Annotated in this window: 12 protein-coding genes; 6 read left to right on the top strand and 6 right to left on the bottom strand. The window is 51.5% G+C overall.

The annotated features are described in order from the left end of the window. Window positions 1-7: 7 nt before the first annotated feature. From aceF to ACO0LM_RS10000, 6 genes are all read right to left on the bottom strand, one after another. Window positions 8-1327, bottom strand: coding sequence for a dihydrolipoyllysine-residue acetyltransferase (gene aceF / locus ACO0LM_RS10025; protein WP_423036660.1), 1320 nt, complete (start codon window positions 1325-1327; stop codon window positions 8-10). Window positions 1328-1445: 118 nt separating this feature from the next. Continuing rightward, window positions 1446-4142, bottom strand: coding sequence for a pyruvate dehydrogenase (acetyl-transferring), homodimeric type (gene aceE, locus ACO0LM_RS10020; protein WP_423036658.1), 2697 nt, complete (start codon window positions 4140-4142; stop codon window positions 1446-1448). A gap of 361 nt (window positions 4143-4503) precedes the next feature. Then, a complete protein-coding gene (locus ACO0LM_RS10015; protein ID WP_423036656.1) occupies window positions 4504-4851 on the bottom strand; it encodes a hypothetical protein in 348 nt (115 codons plus the stop codon). Window positions 4852-4978: 127 nt separating this feature from the next. Next, window positions 4979-7003 carry a PQQ-binding-like beta-propeller repeat protein gene (locus tag ACO0LM_RS10010; RefSeq protein ID WP_423036654.1) on the bottom strand — a complete coding sequence of 675 codons (2025 nt, stop codon included), beginning with the start codon at window positions 7001-7003 and terminating at the stop codon, window positions 4979-4981. Window positions 7004-7133: 130 nt separating this feature from the next. Continuing rightward, window positions 7134-7454 carry a DUF2322 family protein gene (locus tag ACO0LM_RS10005; protein ID WP_423036652.1) on the bottom strand — a complete coding sequence of 107 codons (321 nt, stop codon included), beginning with the start codon at window positions 7452-7454 and terminating at the stop codon, window positions 7134-7136. A gap of 268 nt (window positions 7455-7722) precedes the next feature. Continuing rightward, the gene (locus tag ACO0LM_RS10000; protein WP_423036650.1) at window positions 7723-10512 is read right to left on the bottom strand and encodes a TonB-dependent receptor; all 2790 of its coding nucleotides are present in this window, start codon (window positions 10510-10512) and stop codon (window positions 7723-7725) included. A 366-nt stretch (window positions 10513-10878) separates the two neighbouring features. Here ACO0LM_RS10000 and folD point away from each other — a divergent pair, with 366 nt between their 5' ends. From folD to ACO0LM_RS09970, 6 genes are all read left to right on the top strand, one after another. Next, the gene (gene folD, locus ACO0LM_RS09995) at window positions 10879-11724 is read left to right on the top strand and encodes a bifunctional methylenetetrahydrofolate dehydrogenase/methenyltetrahydrofolate cyclohydrolase FolD (protein ID WP_423036648.1); all 846 of its coding nucleotides are present in this window, start codon (window positions 10879-10881) and stop codon (window positions 11722-11724) included. A 1-nt stretch (window position 11725) separates the two neighbouring features. After that, window positions 11726-13789, top strand: coding sequence for a M3 family metallopeptidase (locus ACO0LM_RS09990; RefSeq protein ID WP_423036646.1), 2064 nt, complete (start codon window positions 11726-11728; stop codon window positions 13787-13789). A gap of 22 nt (window positions 13790-13811) precedes the next feature. Beyond that, window positions 13812-14450: a glutaredoxin family protein gene (locus ACO0LM_RS09985; RefSeq protein ID WP_423036644.1), complete on the top strand. Its 639-nt coding sequence runs from the start codon at window positions 13812-13814 to the stop codon at window positions 14448-14450. Window positions 14451-14456: 6 nt separating this feature from the next. After that, window positions 14457-14876 carry a DNA polymerase III subunit chi gene (locus tag ACO0LM_RS09980; RefSeq protein ID WP_423036643.1) on the top strand — a complete coding sequence of 140 codons (420 nt, stop codon included), beginning with the start codon at window positions 14457-14459 and terminating at the stop codon, window positions 14874-14876. Between the two features lies 1 nt (window position 14877). Beyond that, window positions 14878-15258: a hypothetical protein gene (locus ACO0LM_RS09975; RefSeq protein WP_423036641.1), complete on the top strand. Its 381-nt coding sequence runs from the start codon at window positions 14878-14880 to the stop codon at window positions 15256-15258. A gap of 162 nt (window positions 15259-15420) precedes the next feature. Then, window positions 15421-16725, top strand: coding sequence for a D-amino acid dehydrogenase (locus ACO0LM_RS09970; protein ID WP_423036639.1), 1305 nt, complete (start codon window positions 15421-15423; stop codon window positions 16723-16725). Window positions 16726-16851: the final 126 nt, after the last annotated feature.

Below are 16851 nucleotides of genomic sequence, written 5' to 3'. Positions count from 1 at the left end.
TCTCCGTTCACAGCAGGGTTTTACGCAGATCAGCCAGCACATCAGCCAGATAGGCGGTGAACTTGGCAGCCATGGCACCGTCAATGACACGATGATCGTAAGACAGCGACAAAGGCAGCATCAGGCGTGGCTGGAATTGCTTGCCATCCCATACCGGTTTGATACTGGATTTGGACAAACCCATGATCGCCACTTCAGGCGCATTGATGATAGGCGTGAACGCCGTGCCACCGATGCCACCAAGTGAAGATATCGTGAAGGTTGCGCCCTGCATGTCAGCAGGTTTCAGTTTGCCGTCGCGTGCCTGGGCAGACAATTCACCCATTTCGACCGCAATTTGCGACAGGGTTTTCTGGTCTGCGTTTTTGATGACAGGTACGACCAGGCCATTCGGCGTATCGGCTGCAAAGCCGACGTTGTAATACTGCTTGAGGATCAGGTTTTCACCCGCCGCATCAAGCGACGAATTGAATGCCGGGAATTTCTTCAATGCGGCAACACTGGCCTTGATCACAAAAGCCAGCATCGTCAGTTTGACGCCGGATTTGACCAGGGCTTCATTCGAGGATTTGCGGAATTCTTCGAGGTCAGTAATGTCGGCTTCATCAAACTGTGTGACATGCGGGATCATTACCCAGTTGCGGTGCAGGTTTGGACCACTGAGTTTTTTGATGCGTGACAAAGGTGAAGTCGTGGTCGCGCCAAACTTGCTGAAATCCAGCGATGGCCATGGCAACAAGTCGAGCCCGACACCACTGCCATTTTTTGCCGGAGCAGAAACCGCAGAGACAGCTGTACTGCCTGCCATGATGCCTTTGACGAAGTTTTGTACGTCTTCCTGGGTGATACGGCCTTTTTGACCGGAGCCGGCAACGCGGCCCAGATCGACACCCAGTTCACGCGCAAATTTGCGTATGGATGGTGAAGCATGCGCCTTGCCTGCACTGGCAGTTGCGACTGGTGCCGCAGACGCGGCCGGTGCTGCAGCAGCGGCTGGAGCAGGAGCAGCAACCACAGGAGCTGGCGCTGGGACTGTCGGTGCAGCAACAGCCGCAGCGGGTGCTGCCGCAGGAGCAGCAGCGGCACTTGCAGCAGCATCCACGACCACCAGCAAGGAACCTTCAGCCACCTTGTCGCCTACTTTGACTTTAATTTCAGTCACCACGCCGGCATGGCTTGATGGAATTTCCATGCTGGCTTTATCTGATTCTACGGTGATCAGTGACTGATCGACCTTGATGGTGTCGCCGACTTTGACCATCAGCTCAATGACTTCCACTTCCTTGAAATCACCGATGTCCGGCACTTTGACTTCTACGCTACTCATAATTTTCTCCATTTACACCCTCTTTTTCGAGAGGAGGGTTAGTGTGGGGATGGATTCTTATCCGCCCTCAGGCAAGATGCCAGAGGGAGGACATGTCAGTGGGTGTCAAACGTCAAAATTACACAGTCACCGGATTTGGTTTATCAGCATTGATGCCATATTTTGCAATCGCCTGAGCAACGACGGAAGCCGACAGTGCACCTTCATCTGCCAGCGTCTTCAATGCAGCAATCACCACGAAGTAGCGATTGACCTCAAAGAATTCACGCAATTTGGCGCGTGAATCAGAGCGACCAAAACCATCCGTACCCAAAACTTTATAGCTACGGTTTTTGGGAACGAAAGCACGCACTTGTTCAGCAAAGGTACGCATATAGTCTGTCGCCACGACGATAGGACCAGTCGTGTCTTTCAGGCACTGGGCGATATACGGCACGCGTGGTTCTGCCGTCGGGTGCAGCATGTTCCAGCGTTCTGCATCCTGGCCATCACGTGCCAGCAAAGTGAAGGATGGTGCAGACCAGACATCGGCGGCAATACCCCAGTCATTTTGCAGCAGTTCGGCACCGGCAATCACTTCACGTAGGATGGTGCCGGAGCCCATCAGTTGTACGCGGTGCTTGGTGGTCTGTTCAGATTTTTGCAACTGGTACAGGCCCTTGATGATGCCTTCTTCCTGGCCCGCTTTCAGACCTGGGTGGCTATAGTTTTCATTCATCAGGGTGATGTAATAGAACACATCTTCCTGGTCAGTCACCATACGGCGCAAGCCATCATGCATGATGACTGCCACTTCATGCGCAAAGGTCGGATCGTAAGGAATACAGTTAGGAATAGTGGAAGCCAGTACATGGCTATGACCATCTTCATGCTGCAAGCCTTCACCATTCAGTGTGGTGCGACCGGCAGTACCACCGAGCAGGAAACCACGGGCACGCATGTCACCAGCGGCCCAGGCCAGATCGCCAATACGCTGCAGACCGAACATTGAGTAATAGGTATAGAACGGGATCATGACGCGGTTATTGGTCGAGTAGGACGTCGCCGCAGCGATCCATGAACTCATACCACCGGCTTCGTTGATACCCTCTTGCAAAATCTGACCGGCTTTATCTTCGCGGTAATACATGACCTGGTCTTTATCGACCGGTTCATACAACTGACCTACCTGGCTGAAAATACCGATCTGACGGAACAGACCTTCCATACCAAAGGTACGCGATTCATCAACCATGATAGGTACTACCCGCTGCCCCAGGCTGGCATCGCGCAACAAGGCCGTCAGGATGCGGACATATGCCGCAGTCGTGGAAATTTCACGGCCTTCTGCAGTCGGTTCCAGCATGGCCTGGAAGGCCGTCAGTTCTGGCACCACCAGTGCTTCATCGGCTTTTTGACGACGTTGTGGCAGGTAGCCACCGAGTTCTTTACGGCGTGCATGCAGGTACTGCATTTCCGGGGTGTCGTCGGCTGGTTTGAAGAAAGGAATGTTAGGCAGTTCGGCATCAGCAATCGGCAACTGGAAGCGGTCACGCATGGCCTTGATGGCTTCATCGTCGAGCTTCTTGGTATTGTGTGCAGTATTGCGGGCCTCGCCGGATTTACCAAAGCCAAAGCCCTTGATACTTTTCGCCAGGATGACGGTAGGCTGGCCCTTGTTTTCCTGGGCGACTTTGAATGCAGCATAAATCTTGTGCGGGTCATGACCACCACGGGTCAGACGCCAGATGTCGTCATCCGACATTTTGCTGACCATTTCCAGCAATTTTGGATGCTTGCCAAAGAAGTGGCTGCGTACATAGGCGCCATCCTTGGCTTTGTAGTTCTGGTATTCGCCATCGACGGTTTCCATCATGACTTTTTGCAGGATGCCGTCCTTGTCTTTGGCCAGCAATTCATCCCAGCCACTACCCCAGATGACTTTGACAACATTCCAGCCGGCGCCACGGAAATCAGATTCCAGTTCCTGAATGATCTTCCCATTACCACGTACCGGGCCATCCAGGCGTTGCAGGTTACAGTTGACGACGATGACCAGATTGTCCAGCTGTTCACGCCCAGCCATGCCGATAGCGCCCATGGATTCCGGCTCATCCATCTCACCGTCGCCGCAGAAGGCCCAGACTTTACGCTTCTCGGTGTCGGCAATGCCACGTGCATGCAGATACTTCAGGAAACGCGCCTGATAAATCGCCATCAAAGGCCCCAGGCCCATGGAGACGGTAGGAAATTGCCAGAAATCCGGCATCAGTTTCGGGTGCGGATAAGAAGACAGGCCCTTGCCATCGACTTCGCGGCGGAAATGCAACAACTGGTCTTCAGTCAGACGACCTTCGAGGAAGGCACGTGCATAGATACCTGGTGATGAATGGCCCTGGATGTACAACAGGTCGCCGCCATGCTCTTCAGTCGGTGCATGCCAGAAATGGTTGAAACCTATGCCCAGCATGTTCGCCAGTGAAGCAAAACTGGACAGGTGACCGCCAAGGTCGCCATCTACGCGATTAGCCTTGACCACCATGGCCATCGCATTCCAGCGCATATAAGAGCGCAGGCGCTCTTCGATTTCCAGATTGCCCGGGCAATGTTCGCCCTGGTCAGCAGGAATGGTATTCACGTAAGCTGTATTGCTGGAGAATGGGATATGGGCACCACGACGACGCGCCAGGTCAACCATGCGCTCCATCAGGTAATGGGCACGTTCTGGCCCTTCCGTTTCGATAACGGCTTCCAGCGCGTCCAGCCATTCATTGGTTTCAACTACATCGGGATCATTGGCGGCCTGGGCCAGCACCTGGTCTATCTGGGGTGACATAGAGTGGTCTCCTGTTATTGCACGTTTGGGTGAAACGCGCGTGGGCGAATCGACAAATTACGGCTTGAATTTTGTTTTCGCAAGCATTCTAACAGGAGTTTTTAATTTTTCAAATAGCGGTATGTGATTTCATATTATGAAATTTAGGTCGCAACGCAGCAATTTAAAGCTGATTTAAAAGCAATACCCTTATCAATAAATAGCGAGCGCATTAGCCGCACTGCAACAAGATTGGTGCCGCTGAACCTGGCAACTACCCGGACATGGAGAAATAAGAGAAACAAGCGGGTTTTGGGGACGCAAAAAAAAAGGGCTCTGAATGAATCATCTCCCTTAGAAAGCGCTGGTTCAGCGCGATTTATTATTTGAACTGATATTTCAGACCAACTTTGAAGTAACGACCCAATGCGCCGCTAGAATCCATAGGATTGAAACCCATGGCACCGTAAGTCAAAGGATCCAAAGGAGCAACTTTGTCAAACAGGTTAGAAACGGAACCGAATACTTCCAGGTTTTTCATTGCTTTGTAGCGGAAAGACATATCCAGCGTAGTGAAGGATGCCCGTGTGCAACCTGCTGGCGCATCTGAACCGTCAGCAAACTTGTTAGCACATGACTGACCTTCTTCAGAGATGTTTTTCAGGGAGCCGCGATCACTGATGATGCCAGTCACGTTCCAGTCACCCTTGTCCCACACCAGTACACTCATCTAATTCTTGGATTCTGTCTACGATCTTAAGCTCTTGAGGCCCGATTATGGCCGCGCAGTAAGTCCGCAGCAATATCATAAGCAGGTTCTTAAAGACAGGTGCGCACAGGCACCCGCCAATTCCAGGCTATTTGGTATTGAACGCCATAAAGCTGCCATAACCGCTGGTGCCTTTGTTCACATAAAGAATGCCATTTTTAGACAAGGCCAGATCGCCACCTCGTGGATAAGACCATACCGTCTGATGGCTACTCAAATCGACAGCAAATACGGCACTAAAAGAACCAACCAATAAAACATTATTGGTGACAATCATGTTTTGCAGATAGCCATTGGCACCAATCGGCTTTTGGTCATAGTAAACGCCGTCCGGAAATTTCCACTGCCACAGTAAGGCCCCGGTGCTGAGTGAGCGGGCATCAACGCCATATCCATTGAGGATGTACAGGGTGGAACCAGCACAAACAGGATTACTATAAAACGTGTCTTTGACGGTCCATTTAATTTTTTGCGAAGCCAGATCAAAGTTCACCAGACTCAATCCATTACTTGCAATCAATAAATTCACACCATCACACAGCGTAGGCTCTACCCTGGTCATTGATGCCTGGATATCAGGAGCAGCGATCAGCGTCGTCTGCTTGCCGGATTGACGATTAATCATCGCCAATCCGCCTGGCCCGCCAGTATTTCCCTTGGTGACAAACATATAGACGTAATTGGTATCTACCGCTGGTGACCAGAGTGCATCCATATTATCGGATGCAAAATTCCAGTTGCTGCTCAGTGTATCCGCCGACGAACTGGACAGGAACTGATTCTGTGGCCCATTTCGGCTGAAAACAGTTTGCCCATCGACCACCGGCGCATAAAAATAGCTGCTTGTTGTGATGACGTTCGTTTTACCCAATCTATTGCCATTGGATTGATCCAGCACCCACAAGCCCGAGCTTTGCGTGCCAGTATTCATGAAATAGACTTTACCGTTTTGCGCAGCAGGTGGGTTCACCCAACCATCCGCAACCGGAAACGTCCATTTGACCTTGCCATCAGATTCATTAACAGCGAATACCGCTCCACCAATCCCACCATTTGCTGCTGGTGCTGAGAAATAGACTGTATCACCCTGCGTAGTGATTTGCCCCTGCGCCATGTATTTGCTGTCGATCTCAAACAGGAATCGCGGCGAGAAGGCATTCACATTCAGCGTTACCGGCACGTAACCTGTATGTGCCACATTGCCCTGGTAGCCATTCCAGTCGGCCGCGCCCGGCGTTGGTGACAGTGTGCTGGTATTCGTTTTTACTTCCAGGTTGTAGGGTATTTTCCAGGGGTTGATTTGATAGGGGAAATCACATGAATTAATATTCCCTCCGCACAAGCGTACTTCCAGCGCCCCAACATATTTGCCCACTGGCGGTTTTGAAGTCATCCTTATGGTGGTGCGTATGGTGTTTTTATCGATCTTGGTCACTGCATTACCGTTGGTCAGCAAACCGGCTGGATCGGTGACGCTGACACCGACACGATTGATGAAATCGATGCCTGCTTCACTTCTGATTTCAAGCTCAAATGACTTTTCTTCGGCAGGGACAAATGATGCCGTGATCTCCGCTGGGCTGATCGTAATACTTGGCGCTCTTACTTCAAAGCTGTATGGCAGCTTCCAGGGTGAGCCTTCATGCGGCTGCGCGCAACTATAGGGACTGTCCTTGCATAATCTCACCTCTAGTATGCCGCTATATCTGCCCGGCTTGAGGCTTCTTGTCGTGACACTTGCCTGGTAATTATATTTATCAAACGCCTTGATCCTGATATCGTCGGTAATAACACCTGTTGTGTCGATTATCGCGACATTCACCACATCCGGGAAATTGCGGTTCGCGCGTATATCAAGCGACAAGGTTTTATTTTCGTAAGGCAGAATAGTCGCCGTCAAACTGGATGGCGTAAAGCTCAAGCCACCATCGTTGGATACTACCGGCAGCGTGTCAACCGGATTACCTGAATTGGTGGTCGATGTACCTGTACTTGTGCCCGTATTTGTACTTGTATTCGTACCTGTCCCGGCACCGCCACCGGAACCACCGCCACAGCCCGTCAAAAGCAAAGACAGCAACAGAAAGGATGTAAGTTTTTTGATGTTTTTCATAAAGATTGAGAAAATTTACCGCTCATGAAAGCAAATGAAATCATGTGGTTTACTGGCGAGGAATCTGCGGGAAAATCCAGCCTTGCCAATCAGGACAGATCCGTCCCTTTTATTGCCCATCAATACACAATCAATGAACGATTAATTTCCCGGTCAGTTTCTTGCTGCCGGATGCATCTGCCAGCAATACCAGCAGGCGATCAATATTCGGGTGCTTGCCCGGGAAAGCCCTGGCATCTGTCGTATGTTCAGCATACAACTGCAGACCCTTTGCAGCGGCTGCGGTATTTATTTCGGCAAATTCCTGTAACAGGGCATGATAGACACGTACGCTACCAGCCGAGCCCGGCTTGTTATCTATTTGTGCGACCAGTGTTACGCCATCAAATAATTGAATGGCAGCCAGGTGATCAATGACAGGCAGGGTGGGCAGAATTTCGCTGAATTGCATAGATGTTTCCTTAAAAGTCATGTGATGCGCATGAAAACTTTCCGCGCAGTCGCCAACAGGTGCGTTAAAAAGACTGCATTCTACGGGTTGGGCCGTTTTTTAGCTAACGGCATTGCCTGAACATAAAGCCAGTCAAAAAATGTCCACCGTCAAACTCATCAGTGACGGCGGGCATGGCGATAAAAAAAGAGCGATGATTTCTCATCGCTCTTTATCGCTTCATCAGCGCAATTCGGCTTGCGTCGAATTGAACCTGGTTATCCAGCTATTATTTGAATTGATATTTCAGACCAACTTTGAAGTAACGACCCAGTGCGCCGCTAGAATCCATAGGATTGAAACCCATGGCACCGTAAGTCAAAGGATCCAATGGAGCAACTTTGTCAAACAGGTTAGAGACGGAACCGAAGACTTCCAGGTTTTTCATTGCTTTGTAGCGGAAAGACATATCCAGCGTAGTGAAGGATGCCAGTGTGCAACCTGCTGGGGCATCTGTACCGTCAGCAAACTTGTTAGCGCATGGCTGACCTTCTTCAGAGATGTTTTTCAGGGAACCACGATAGCTGATGATGCCAGTCACGTTCCAGTCGCCCTTGTCCCACGCCAGTACAAAGTTAACTTTGTCTTTTGGTGTACCAATACAGTTGGAGGTATCGCAGTTACCATGTGTGCCTGCATATTGATGCTGGACTGCACCGTCAACACGCAACCATGAAATAACGTGTGTCCAGTTCAGATCTGCATTCAGCTTGCCGTATTCACCCAGGTTGATACGTTGTTTCGCATTGAAATCGACACCTTTGACTTCAGTGTAGCTGGAGTTGGCATAAGGAGCTGCACCACCGATGATGGTACCTGTATTCGGTGTCACCACGCCGTTGATGGTCAGGTTATTATCCTGACGCAACACACCTGGCAAGCCAGCTGCTGTCTGGAAGGACATGGAGTTGATTTCGTTGTTACGACGAATCAACCAGCCATCCACAGCCAGACCGGTGTCAGGCAGCGGATCCCAGACTACGCCCAGAGTGTAACCTTTGGAAGTTTCTGGTTGCAGGTTAGGATTGCCGACTTTGAAGCCTGTGAAAGTCGTTGCGCAATCAGAAGCCTGTGCACCTGGCAGTGCCGTGCCGTTCGGGCAACGCACTGGATCCCTGACGGTTGCTGTACCAGCACTGAAGCTTTCTGAACCGGATTCAGGTGCACTTGGTGCACGGAAACCTTCAGAGTAAGTACCACGCAGAGCAAAAGTTTTAACCGGTGTCCATTTGGCACCGACTTTTGGTGTCACGGAAGAGAAGTGGGAATATTTGTCGTAACGCAGCGCGCCAGACAATTCCACTGTCTTGATCACAGGAGCCAGCAATTCAGCATACAGGGCAGAAACTGTTTCATCACCTTTGGCAGCAACATAGCTGCTGTTGATGGAACCGTCTTTACTACCATCCAGGGATGGCATGTTGTAAGACTCTCTGCGGTATTCAGCACCGACCGCCAGACCCATCATACCGCCAGGCAAATTCATCAGCTCACGAGAGGCCTTGAAGTCGATGATATCCATCTTGGTAGGTGCTTCCAGAGTCGCTGTCTTGACCATGGCTGCATACAGGGCAGGATTGTTTTTGCTTGCCTGTGTGCCTATGTAGTACGGGAAGTATGGGCTCTTAGGATCACCCAGGGCTGCCTTCAACACGTTCATGTTGATCATGTTGGTGTAATCGAGGTGCAGCTTGGATTCGGAATGCAGAATCGCTGTATCGAATTCCCAACCAGCCATGGTGCCTTTCAAACCGGCGACAGCGCGATAGAAGGAGTTGTCTGCAATACGGCGATTGGCACCAACGTCAAACATGGAATAACGCAGGCGAATCGGTGCGCCATACGGGTTTTGCGGATGCTCGGCCGCCATCACGATGACAGTACCGTAATTGATGTTACCAGTCGGGCTGGCTGCATTCGGCGGGAAGAAGACGTTGGATGATGTCGACGGAGGCGTTACCGTGAAGGCGGCCTTACGTTGAGAGTAACCAAATTCTGCATAGGCTTGCAGATCTTCATTGATCTGGAATGTGCCACGGCTGAACAGATTCACGCCGTCGATTTGTGGCAGCATGGAACGGAACTGATCGGCATACCACAAGCAACCACCGCCTACATCTTGTACTTTGGTTGTAGACAATGTCGCACAACCTGGCAGGGATACATAATTCAGTGTCTTAGGATCGCGCAAGGAACCTGTAGGGCTAGGGGATGCACTGTTATTGCCGGCAATGTAACCGTTGGTGAAAGAACCAACCGTGTTCATCGGGTAACCCCAGCGACGCCAGTCGCCTGTACCAATCCAGTCACGGTCAGAACGCTGGGAATTCATCAATTCATTGGACTTGTAAGCCTCAGCATTGATGATGATGTTGTATTTGTCTTTTTCCAGATTACCAAAACCGGCAGTAATCGAGGCTTTTGCCTGGTTGGCATCACGTGAACCTGAAGTACCGGCGGTGGCGCTGACAGTCACGCCTTCATAGTTCTTTTTCAGGATGATATTGACCACACCGGCGATCGCATCGGCACCGTAGATGGAAGAAGCGCCATCTTTCAGGATTTCAATACGTTCCACCACTTCCATAGGGATAGTGGAGATATCTGTAAATGCTTTTTGACCATCATCAGCACGACCAAACTGTGCCATGCGGCGACCGTTCAGCAATACCAGTGTGGAAGTGGCGCCCAGACCACGCAAGGAGATTGCGGTGGAACCGGCAGCAAAACCATTACCGAAGCTGGTAGGCAAAGAACCGGCACCGTCAGCAGTCAGGGTTTGCAGGTATTCAGCGACCGTTGTCTTACCAGCCTTGTCGATATCGGCACGGGTGATGATCTGTATCGGGGAGGCAGATTCAGCTTCAGCACGCTTGATGCTGGAACCTGTTACCTCTACCCGTTGAACTTTGGCATCATCCTGCGCAATTGCAGGTTGTGCCAGCAAACCGGCTGTGACCACCAAACCGCCAGAAAACATAATGCGCAGCGATCTCGAAATTACTTTTTCCTTCAGCATATATTTCTCCTTTTAATTGATTCTGGGCATTGCGACGTCAAATCCAGGTCGCGATGAAAAACTTTTTGAAAATTAATTTTCACAGATGGTATGAAGCCATTCTTAAAATGTGAAGTCAATTACAAGTCTGCGAATGCGGTGAGAAAACAACAGACCTGCGGCAAACCATAACCAAATGAGAAAAATTTTTTACAAAGAAGTAATCGCTGGACATAAATTCATTATTTTTAAAACAATTTTTGTCATCCAGTAATTCTTAAAAAAACCAGCCACGCTCGCTCTGGGGAGTCATTCAGCGCGCATCATTTATAATCGAGGCTGATTTCTACTTATTTCCCACCCCAATTTTTACTTGATCGCCTAATCATGACTGCTCAAATTATCAGCGGAACCCAGCTTTCTCAACAAATACGTGCCGATGTGACCCGGCGCGCAGCCGCACTGACTGCCAAAGGGCATCAACCTGGCCTGGCAGTCATCCTGGTGGGCGAAAATCCTGCCTCCCAGGTCTATGTGCGCAACAAGGTGAAAGCTTGCGAAGACTGCGGTTTTTATTCTGTCATGGAAAAATACGAGGCCGATTTGAGCGAGCAAGCTCTGCTGACCCATATAGACAGACTGAATAAGGACGCAAAGATCAATGGCATCCTGGTGCAATTGCCGCTGCCCGCGCATATCAATGCCAATAAGGTCATAGAAGCGATTGCTGCCGAAAAGGATGTGGATGGTTTTCATATCAGCAATGCAGGTCTGTTGATGACAGGACAACCACTGTTCCGCCCCTGTACCCCGTATGGCGTGATGAAGATGCTGGAATCAATCGATTATCCTGTGCGGGGTGCGAATGCGGTCGTGGTCGGTGCTTCCAACATCGTCGGCAAGCCACAGGCCATGTTGCTCTTGCAAGCAGGCGCAACCGTCACCATCTGCAATTCCAAGACCCGTGACCTGGCAGCCCATACCCGCAATGCCGATATTCTGGTAGTCGCGACAGGTAAGCGCAATATTGTCACCGCAGACATGATCAAACCTGGTGCCGTCGTGATTGATGTCGGCATGAACCGCGACGATGAAGGTAAATTGTGCGGTGACGTTGATTATCTGCCAAGCAAGGAAGTAGCAGGCTATATTACGCCTGTGCCAGGCGGCGTCGGCCCGATGACCATCACCATGCTGCTGGTCAATACCATAGAAGCTGCTGAAAGAATTTAATATGACCCAAGATAATCCCCTGCTTGACTTTAGTGATCTGCCACGTTTTGCCAATATCCGGGCCGAGCATGTTGGCCCTGCCATTGCCGCCTTGCTGGAGGAGAATCGTGCAGTCATCGCTGAACTCGAAAAAAATGCCGCCCCGGTAAGCTGGGACAACTTTGTCGAACCCCTGGAAAATGCCACCGAAAAACTGGGCCGTGCCTGGGGTATCGTTGGCCATTTGAACGCGGTGGTCGATACCCCGGAAATGCGGGCTGCGTATAACGAAAACCAGCCTGCGATTACCGAATTCTGGACCGAACTGGGACAAAACCTGTCCCTGTTCGCCAGCTACAAGGCATTAAGAAATGCGGCTGGCTTTGACGGTTTGCCGCAAGCCAGGCAAACCATCATCCAGAACGCCCTGCGTGATTTTCGCCTGGGCGGAGCCGAACTGCCGGAAGCAGAAAAACAGCGCTATGCCGAAATCCAGGAAGAACAGGCTGCCCTGTCGACAAAATTCTCGGAAAACCTGCTGGATGCCACCAATGATTACGGCTTGTTGATCGAAGATGCAGGTGAACTGAAAGGCTTGCCCGAAGATGTCCTGCAAGCGGCTAAAACGGCCGCAGAGGCCGATGAAAAAACCGGCTATAAATTTACCCTGCATTTCCCTTCGTATTATCCCTTGCTGCAATATTCAGAAAACCGCAGCATCCGCGAAACGATTTATCGTGCCAGCGTGACCAAGGCTTCCGAACTGGGTGCCAGGACAGAATGGGACAACAGCAATATCATGCGCGATCTGCTGCGCCTGCGTAAGGAAGAAGCCGGGTTGCTGGGTTATAAAAATTTCGCCGAAGTATCGCTGGTCAGCAAGATGGCCGAGTCGCCGGCACAGGTCAGCCAGTTTCTTGAAGACCTGGCCAGCCGTGCCCGCCCCTATGCAGAAAAAGACCTGGCAGAACTACGTGCTTTTGCAGCAGAACAATTGGGCATTACTGAGCTGCAGGCATGGGACTATGCCTACGCTTCAGAAAAACTGCGCCAGCAACGCTATGCGTTTTCAGAGCAGGAAGTGAAAGAATACTTCCCGGAACACAAGGTGGTGGAAGGCCTGTTCCGCGTCATCCAGACCCTGTTTGCGGTTGAAATCAAGACTGACCAGGCGACCACCTGGCACAAGGATGTCAAATTTTATCGCCTGGAAAGAAATGGCGAACTGATAGGCCAGTTTTATCTGGACCTGTACGCACGCCATGGCAAGCGTGGTGGTGCCTGGATGGATGATGCGCGTGGCCGCAGACTCACCAGCAAAGGCATACAGACACCGGTGGCTTACCTGACCTGCAACTTCAGTGCACCGGTCAGTATGAATGGCGTCAGCAAACCCGCCCTGTTCAGCCACGATGAAGTGATCACCCTGTTCCATGAATTTGGCCATGGCCTGCATCATTTGCTGACCCGGGTGGATGATCTGTCGGTCTCCGGCATTTCGGGTGTGGAATGGGATGCGGTGGAACTGCCTTCGCAATTCATGGAAAATTTTTGCTGGGAATGGGATGTACTGCAACACATGACGGCCCATGTTGATACCGGTGCCGCCTTGCCGCGTACCCTGTTTGACAAGATGATCGCCGCGAAAAATTTCCAGTCTGGCCTGCAGACTTTGCGCCAGGTTGAATTTTCACTGTTTGACATGCGCCTGCATGATGCCTTTGATCCGCAGGGCACGCAAACCGTGCAGGACATACTGCACATGGTCAGAGCTCAGGTCTCCGTACTGCATCCACCGGAATTCAACCGCTTCCAGCATTCTTTCAGCCATATTTTTTCGGGTGGTTATGCAGCAGGTTATTACAGCTACAAATGGGCAGAAGTCTTGTCGGCCGATGCCTATGCCGCATTTGAAGAGCATGCCAAAGAAGCTGGCAGTACCCTGTCACGCGCAGTGGGAGAACGCTTCCAGACTGCTGTGCTGGAAGCCGGTGGCTCGCGCCCAGCGCTTGCTTCATTCAAGGCATTTCGCGGACGCGAACCCGTCATCGACGCCCTGTTGCGTCATAATGGCATGAGTGCATAATTTTTTTTACCCGGAGAAAACGATGAAATCAAGTAAAACAATCCTGGCCCGTTCAATGCTGCCAGTGCTGTTACCGGCACTGTTGTCTACACTATTTTTTAGCGCCAATGCGCAAGCGCAAATGTATAAATGGGTAGGCCCGGATGGCAAAGTCACTTACAGCGATCAGCCGCCGCCTCCAGGCAAGATAAAAGTGGAAAAGAAAAGTTATTCCGAAGGCCCGGACCTTGGTAACCTGCCGCCCGAACTGGCTGCGGTCGTAACCAAAAACCCGGTCATCCTGTACAGCACCAGCAATTGCTCACCTTGTAATGATTCGCGTAACTTCTTGAAAACCAACGGCGTCCCGTTTAATGAAAAGACGATCAGCAATAACGCTGACCTGGACAAACTCAAGCAAGTCAGTGGTGATACGCAATTGCCGTTCATGTTGATTTCCAAAGTCAAATTCCAGGGCTTCAATACCGAAGAATGGAGAAAAGCGCTGGACAGTGCCGGCTACCCTGCGACCAGCAAATTACCCAAGGATTACCGCTATCCGGCAGCAGAACCGGCGGCACCGGTGGTAGCGACTGCCGACAAGGATGCCGATGTGGCAAAGAAGCCGGCGGCACCCTTGCCACCGCAAAGACCGACCCAGGACAATGGCATACGCTTTTAATCTCGCATGACACGGATCGATTTTCATAGTAACGTGGCCGACAAGCTGAACTACACTTGCCGGCTGATACGCAAAGCACATACGGCCAAAAACAAGATGGTCGTGTTTCATCATGACCGGGTTTTCCTGCAAAGACTGAGCATGGCCTTATGGACACTCACCGAGGCTGATTTCTTGCCGCATGTTATGCTGACCGACCCCTTGTCGGCTTGCACACCCATCGTGCTCAGCTATGACGACAGGGCGGCCTGTCCACATTACGACGTACTGATCAACCTGACCGCTGAAACACCTGCCAATTTCACCCAGTTTCAGCGCATGATAGAAGTGATCTCCGCTGAAGATGCCGACAAGCTGGCCGGACGCGAGCGCTATCGACAGTATCAGCAGCAAGGCTATCCACTTACTCACTCGGTGGCAAAATAAAATGAAAAATCAAATTGATGCCAGCATCCCGGTCTTGACTGAAGTCATCCCCCCGGAAGAGATATCTGCAACCAAGGAAAATGCAATTGGGGCAGCCAGTCCGGCAACGGCAACCACCACAATCGCCATCGACACGGCTGGCCGCAGCGAAGAAGACTGGCAGGCACTGGAGCAGACCTTGCGCGAAAACGTCTTGCGCCAGGTTCTGTCACGCATTGATTTCGTGCTTGAACACAGGGTCAGGGACAGCCTGGCTGATGTGCTGCAAATTGCCGTCGCCAGTCTGGCGGTGGAAATACGCACAGGATTACATAAAACCCTGGAAGAAGTCGTCACCCGCGCCATCACCCAGGAAATCACCAAGGCAAAGTCCTCAAAATAATCAGAAATCTGCACATTATTTTTATTTTTAAACACGAAACTCAATTTCGCTTTCAAAAATAAAAATCAGGCTATCACTTATGATTACCTGGAAAAGCAAAGTATTTCTACAATCTCCCTACTGTAACAATCAGCATCATGCTTACTCTAGGAGATTTCGGCAATGAAAGTCATCGTTCTCGGTTGCGGCATTATTGGTACGTCTTCGGCCTGGTTCCTGAAAAAACAGGGTCATGACGTCACGGTCATAGACCGTCAGCCTGGCCCCGCACAGGAAACCAGTTTCGCCAACGGCTGCCAGATTTCAGTATCCCATGCAGAACCGTGGGCCAATCCCTCGGCCCCCTTGAAGGTATTGAAGTGGCTGGGCAAGGAGGATGCGCCCTTATTGTTCCGTCCCCGCGCCGAATTGCTGCAATGGCTGTGGGGCTTGCAGTTCTTGCGCGAATGCACGCCGGCCCGTACCGCAAACAATATCCGGCAAATTGTCGCCATTTCAGAATACAGCCGGCAAACCCTGCGCGCCCTGCGTGCAGAGACCGGCATACAGTATGATTGCCTGACCAAGGGCATACTGCATTTTTATACCGACCAAAAAGAATTCGATAATTCCCTGCCGGCCGCCAAACTGATGCGCGACCTGGGTTGCCCACGCGAATCCATCGCGGCAGATGAGGTCGTCAGGCGGGAACCGGCACTGGCAGGCATACGCGACAAGATCGTCGGCGGTGACTATACCGACACCGATGAATCCGGCGACGTCTACCAATTCACCACCGGCCTGGCAGACCGGGCGAGGGCAGCAGGCGTGCAGTTCCAGTTCAACACCACGATCACTCGCTTGCTGACCGAAGGTACAGGTGCAGCCGCCAAAATCACTGGCGTGGAAATCATCGACGCGGCTGGCCGCCACAGTGTCCTGAAGGCCGATGCCTTTGTCATGGCCATGGGCAGCCATGCGCAAGCCTTGCTGAAACCTGTGGGCATTTCGCTGATGATTTATCCAGGCAAAGGCTATTCCGCCACCTATCGCATTACCCGGCCGGAACTGGCACCGACAGTGTCACTCACGGATGACGGTTATAAGCTGGTGGTATCACGGCTGGGTGATCGCCTGCGGGTGGCTGGCACCTGTGAAATCAATGGTTATGGCCGTGACCTGAACACGGCCCTTTGCGCAGCCATCACCCGCCGCACACGTGAACTGTTCCCGGATGCCTGCGATTATGAAAATCCCGTTTACTGGACCGGCTTGCGTCCGCTGACGCCATCGAATGTGCCCTACATAGGCAAAACCCGGTTTGACAATCTGTTCCTCAATACCGGTCACGGCACGCTGGGCTGGACTATGGGCGCAGGCTCTGGCCGCGCTATCGCAGATATTGTCTCCGGCCTGACGCCCGAAGTCGATTTTGCCTTTACCGGCATTGCCCGGAACCAACAAAAAAACCTGCTGCAGCCTGCCTGATGGCTGTATATGTCAAACCGCACCAAACCACACCAAACCGTGCCCTACCAGTTGCCCAAACGCAGCTTAAACCCGCACGCCAGTTGCTATTCAGCATCACAAGATGCAGCAACTTGCGTTCTTTTG

This window comes from Undibacterium sp. Di26W (genome assembly GCF_049340265.1).
GTDB lineage: Bacteria > Pseudomonadota > Gammaproteobacteria > Burkholderiales > Burkholderiaceae_D > Undibacterium.
This window is presented reverse-complemented; position numbering and strand designations above follow the sequence as displayed.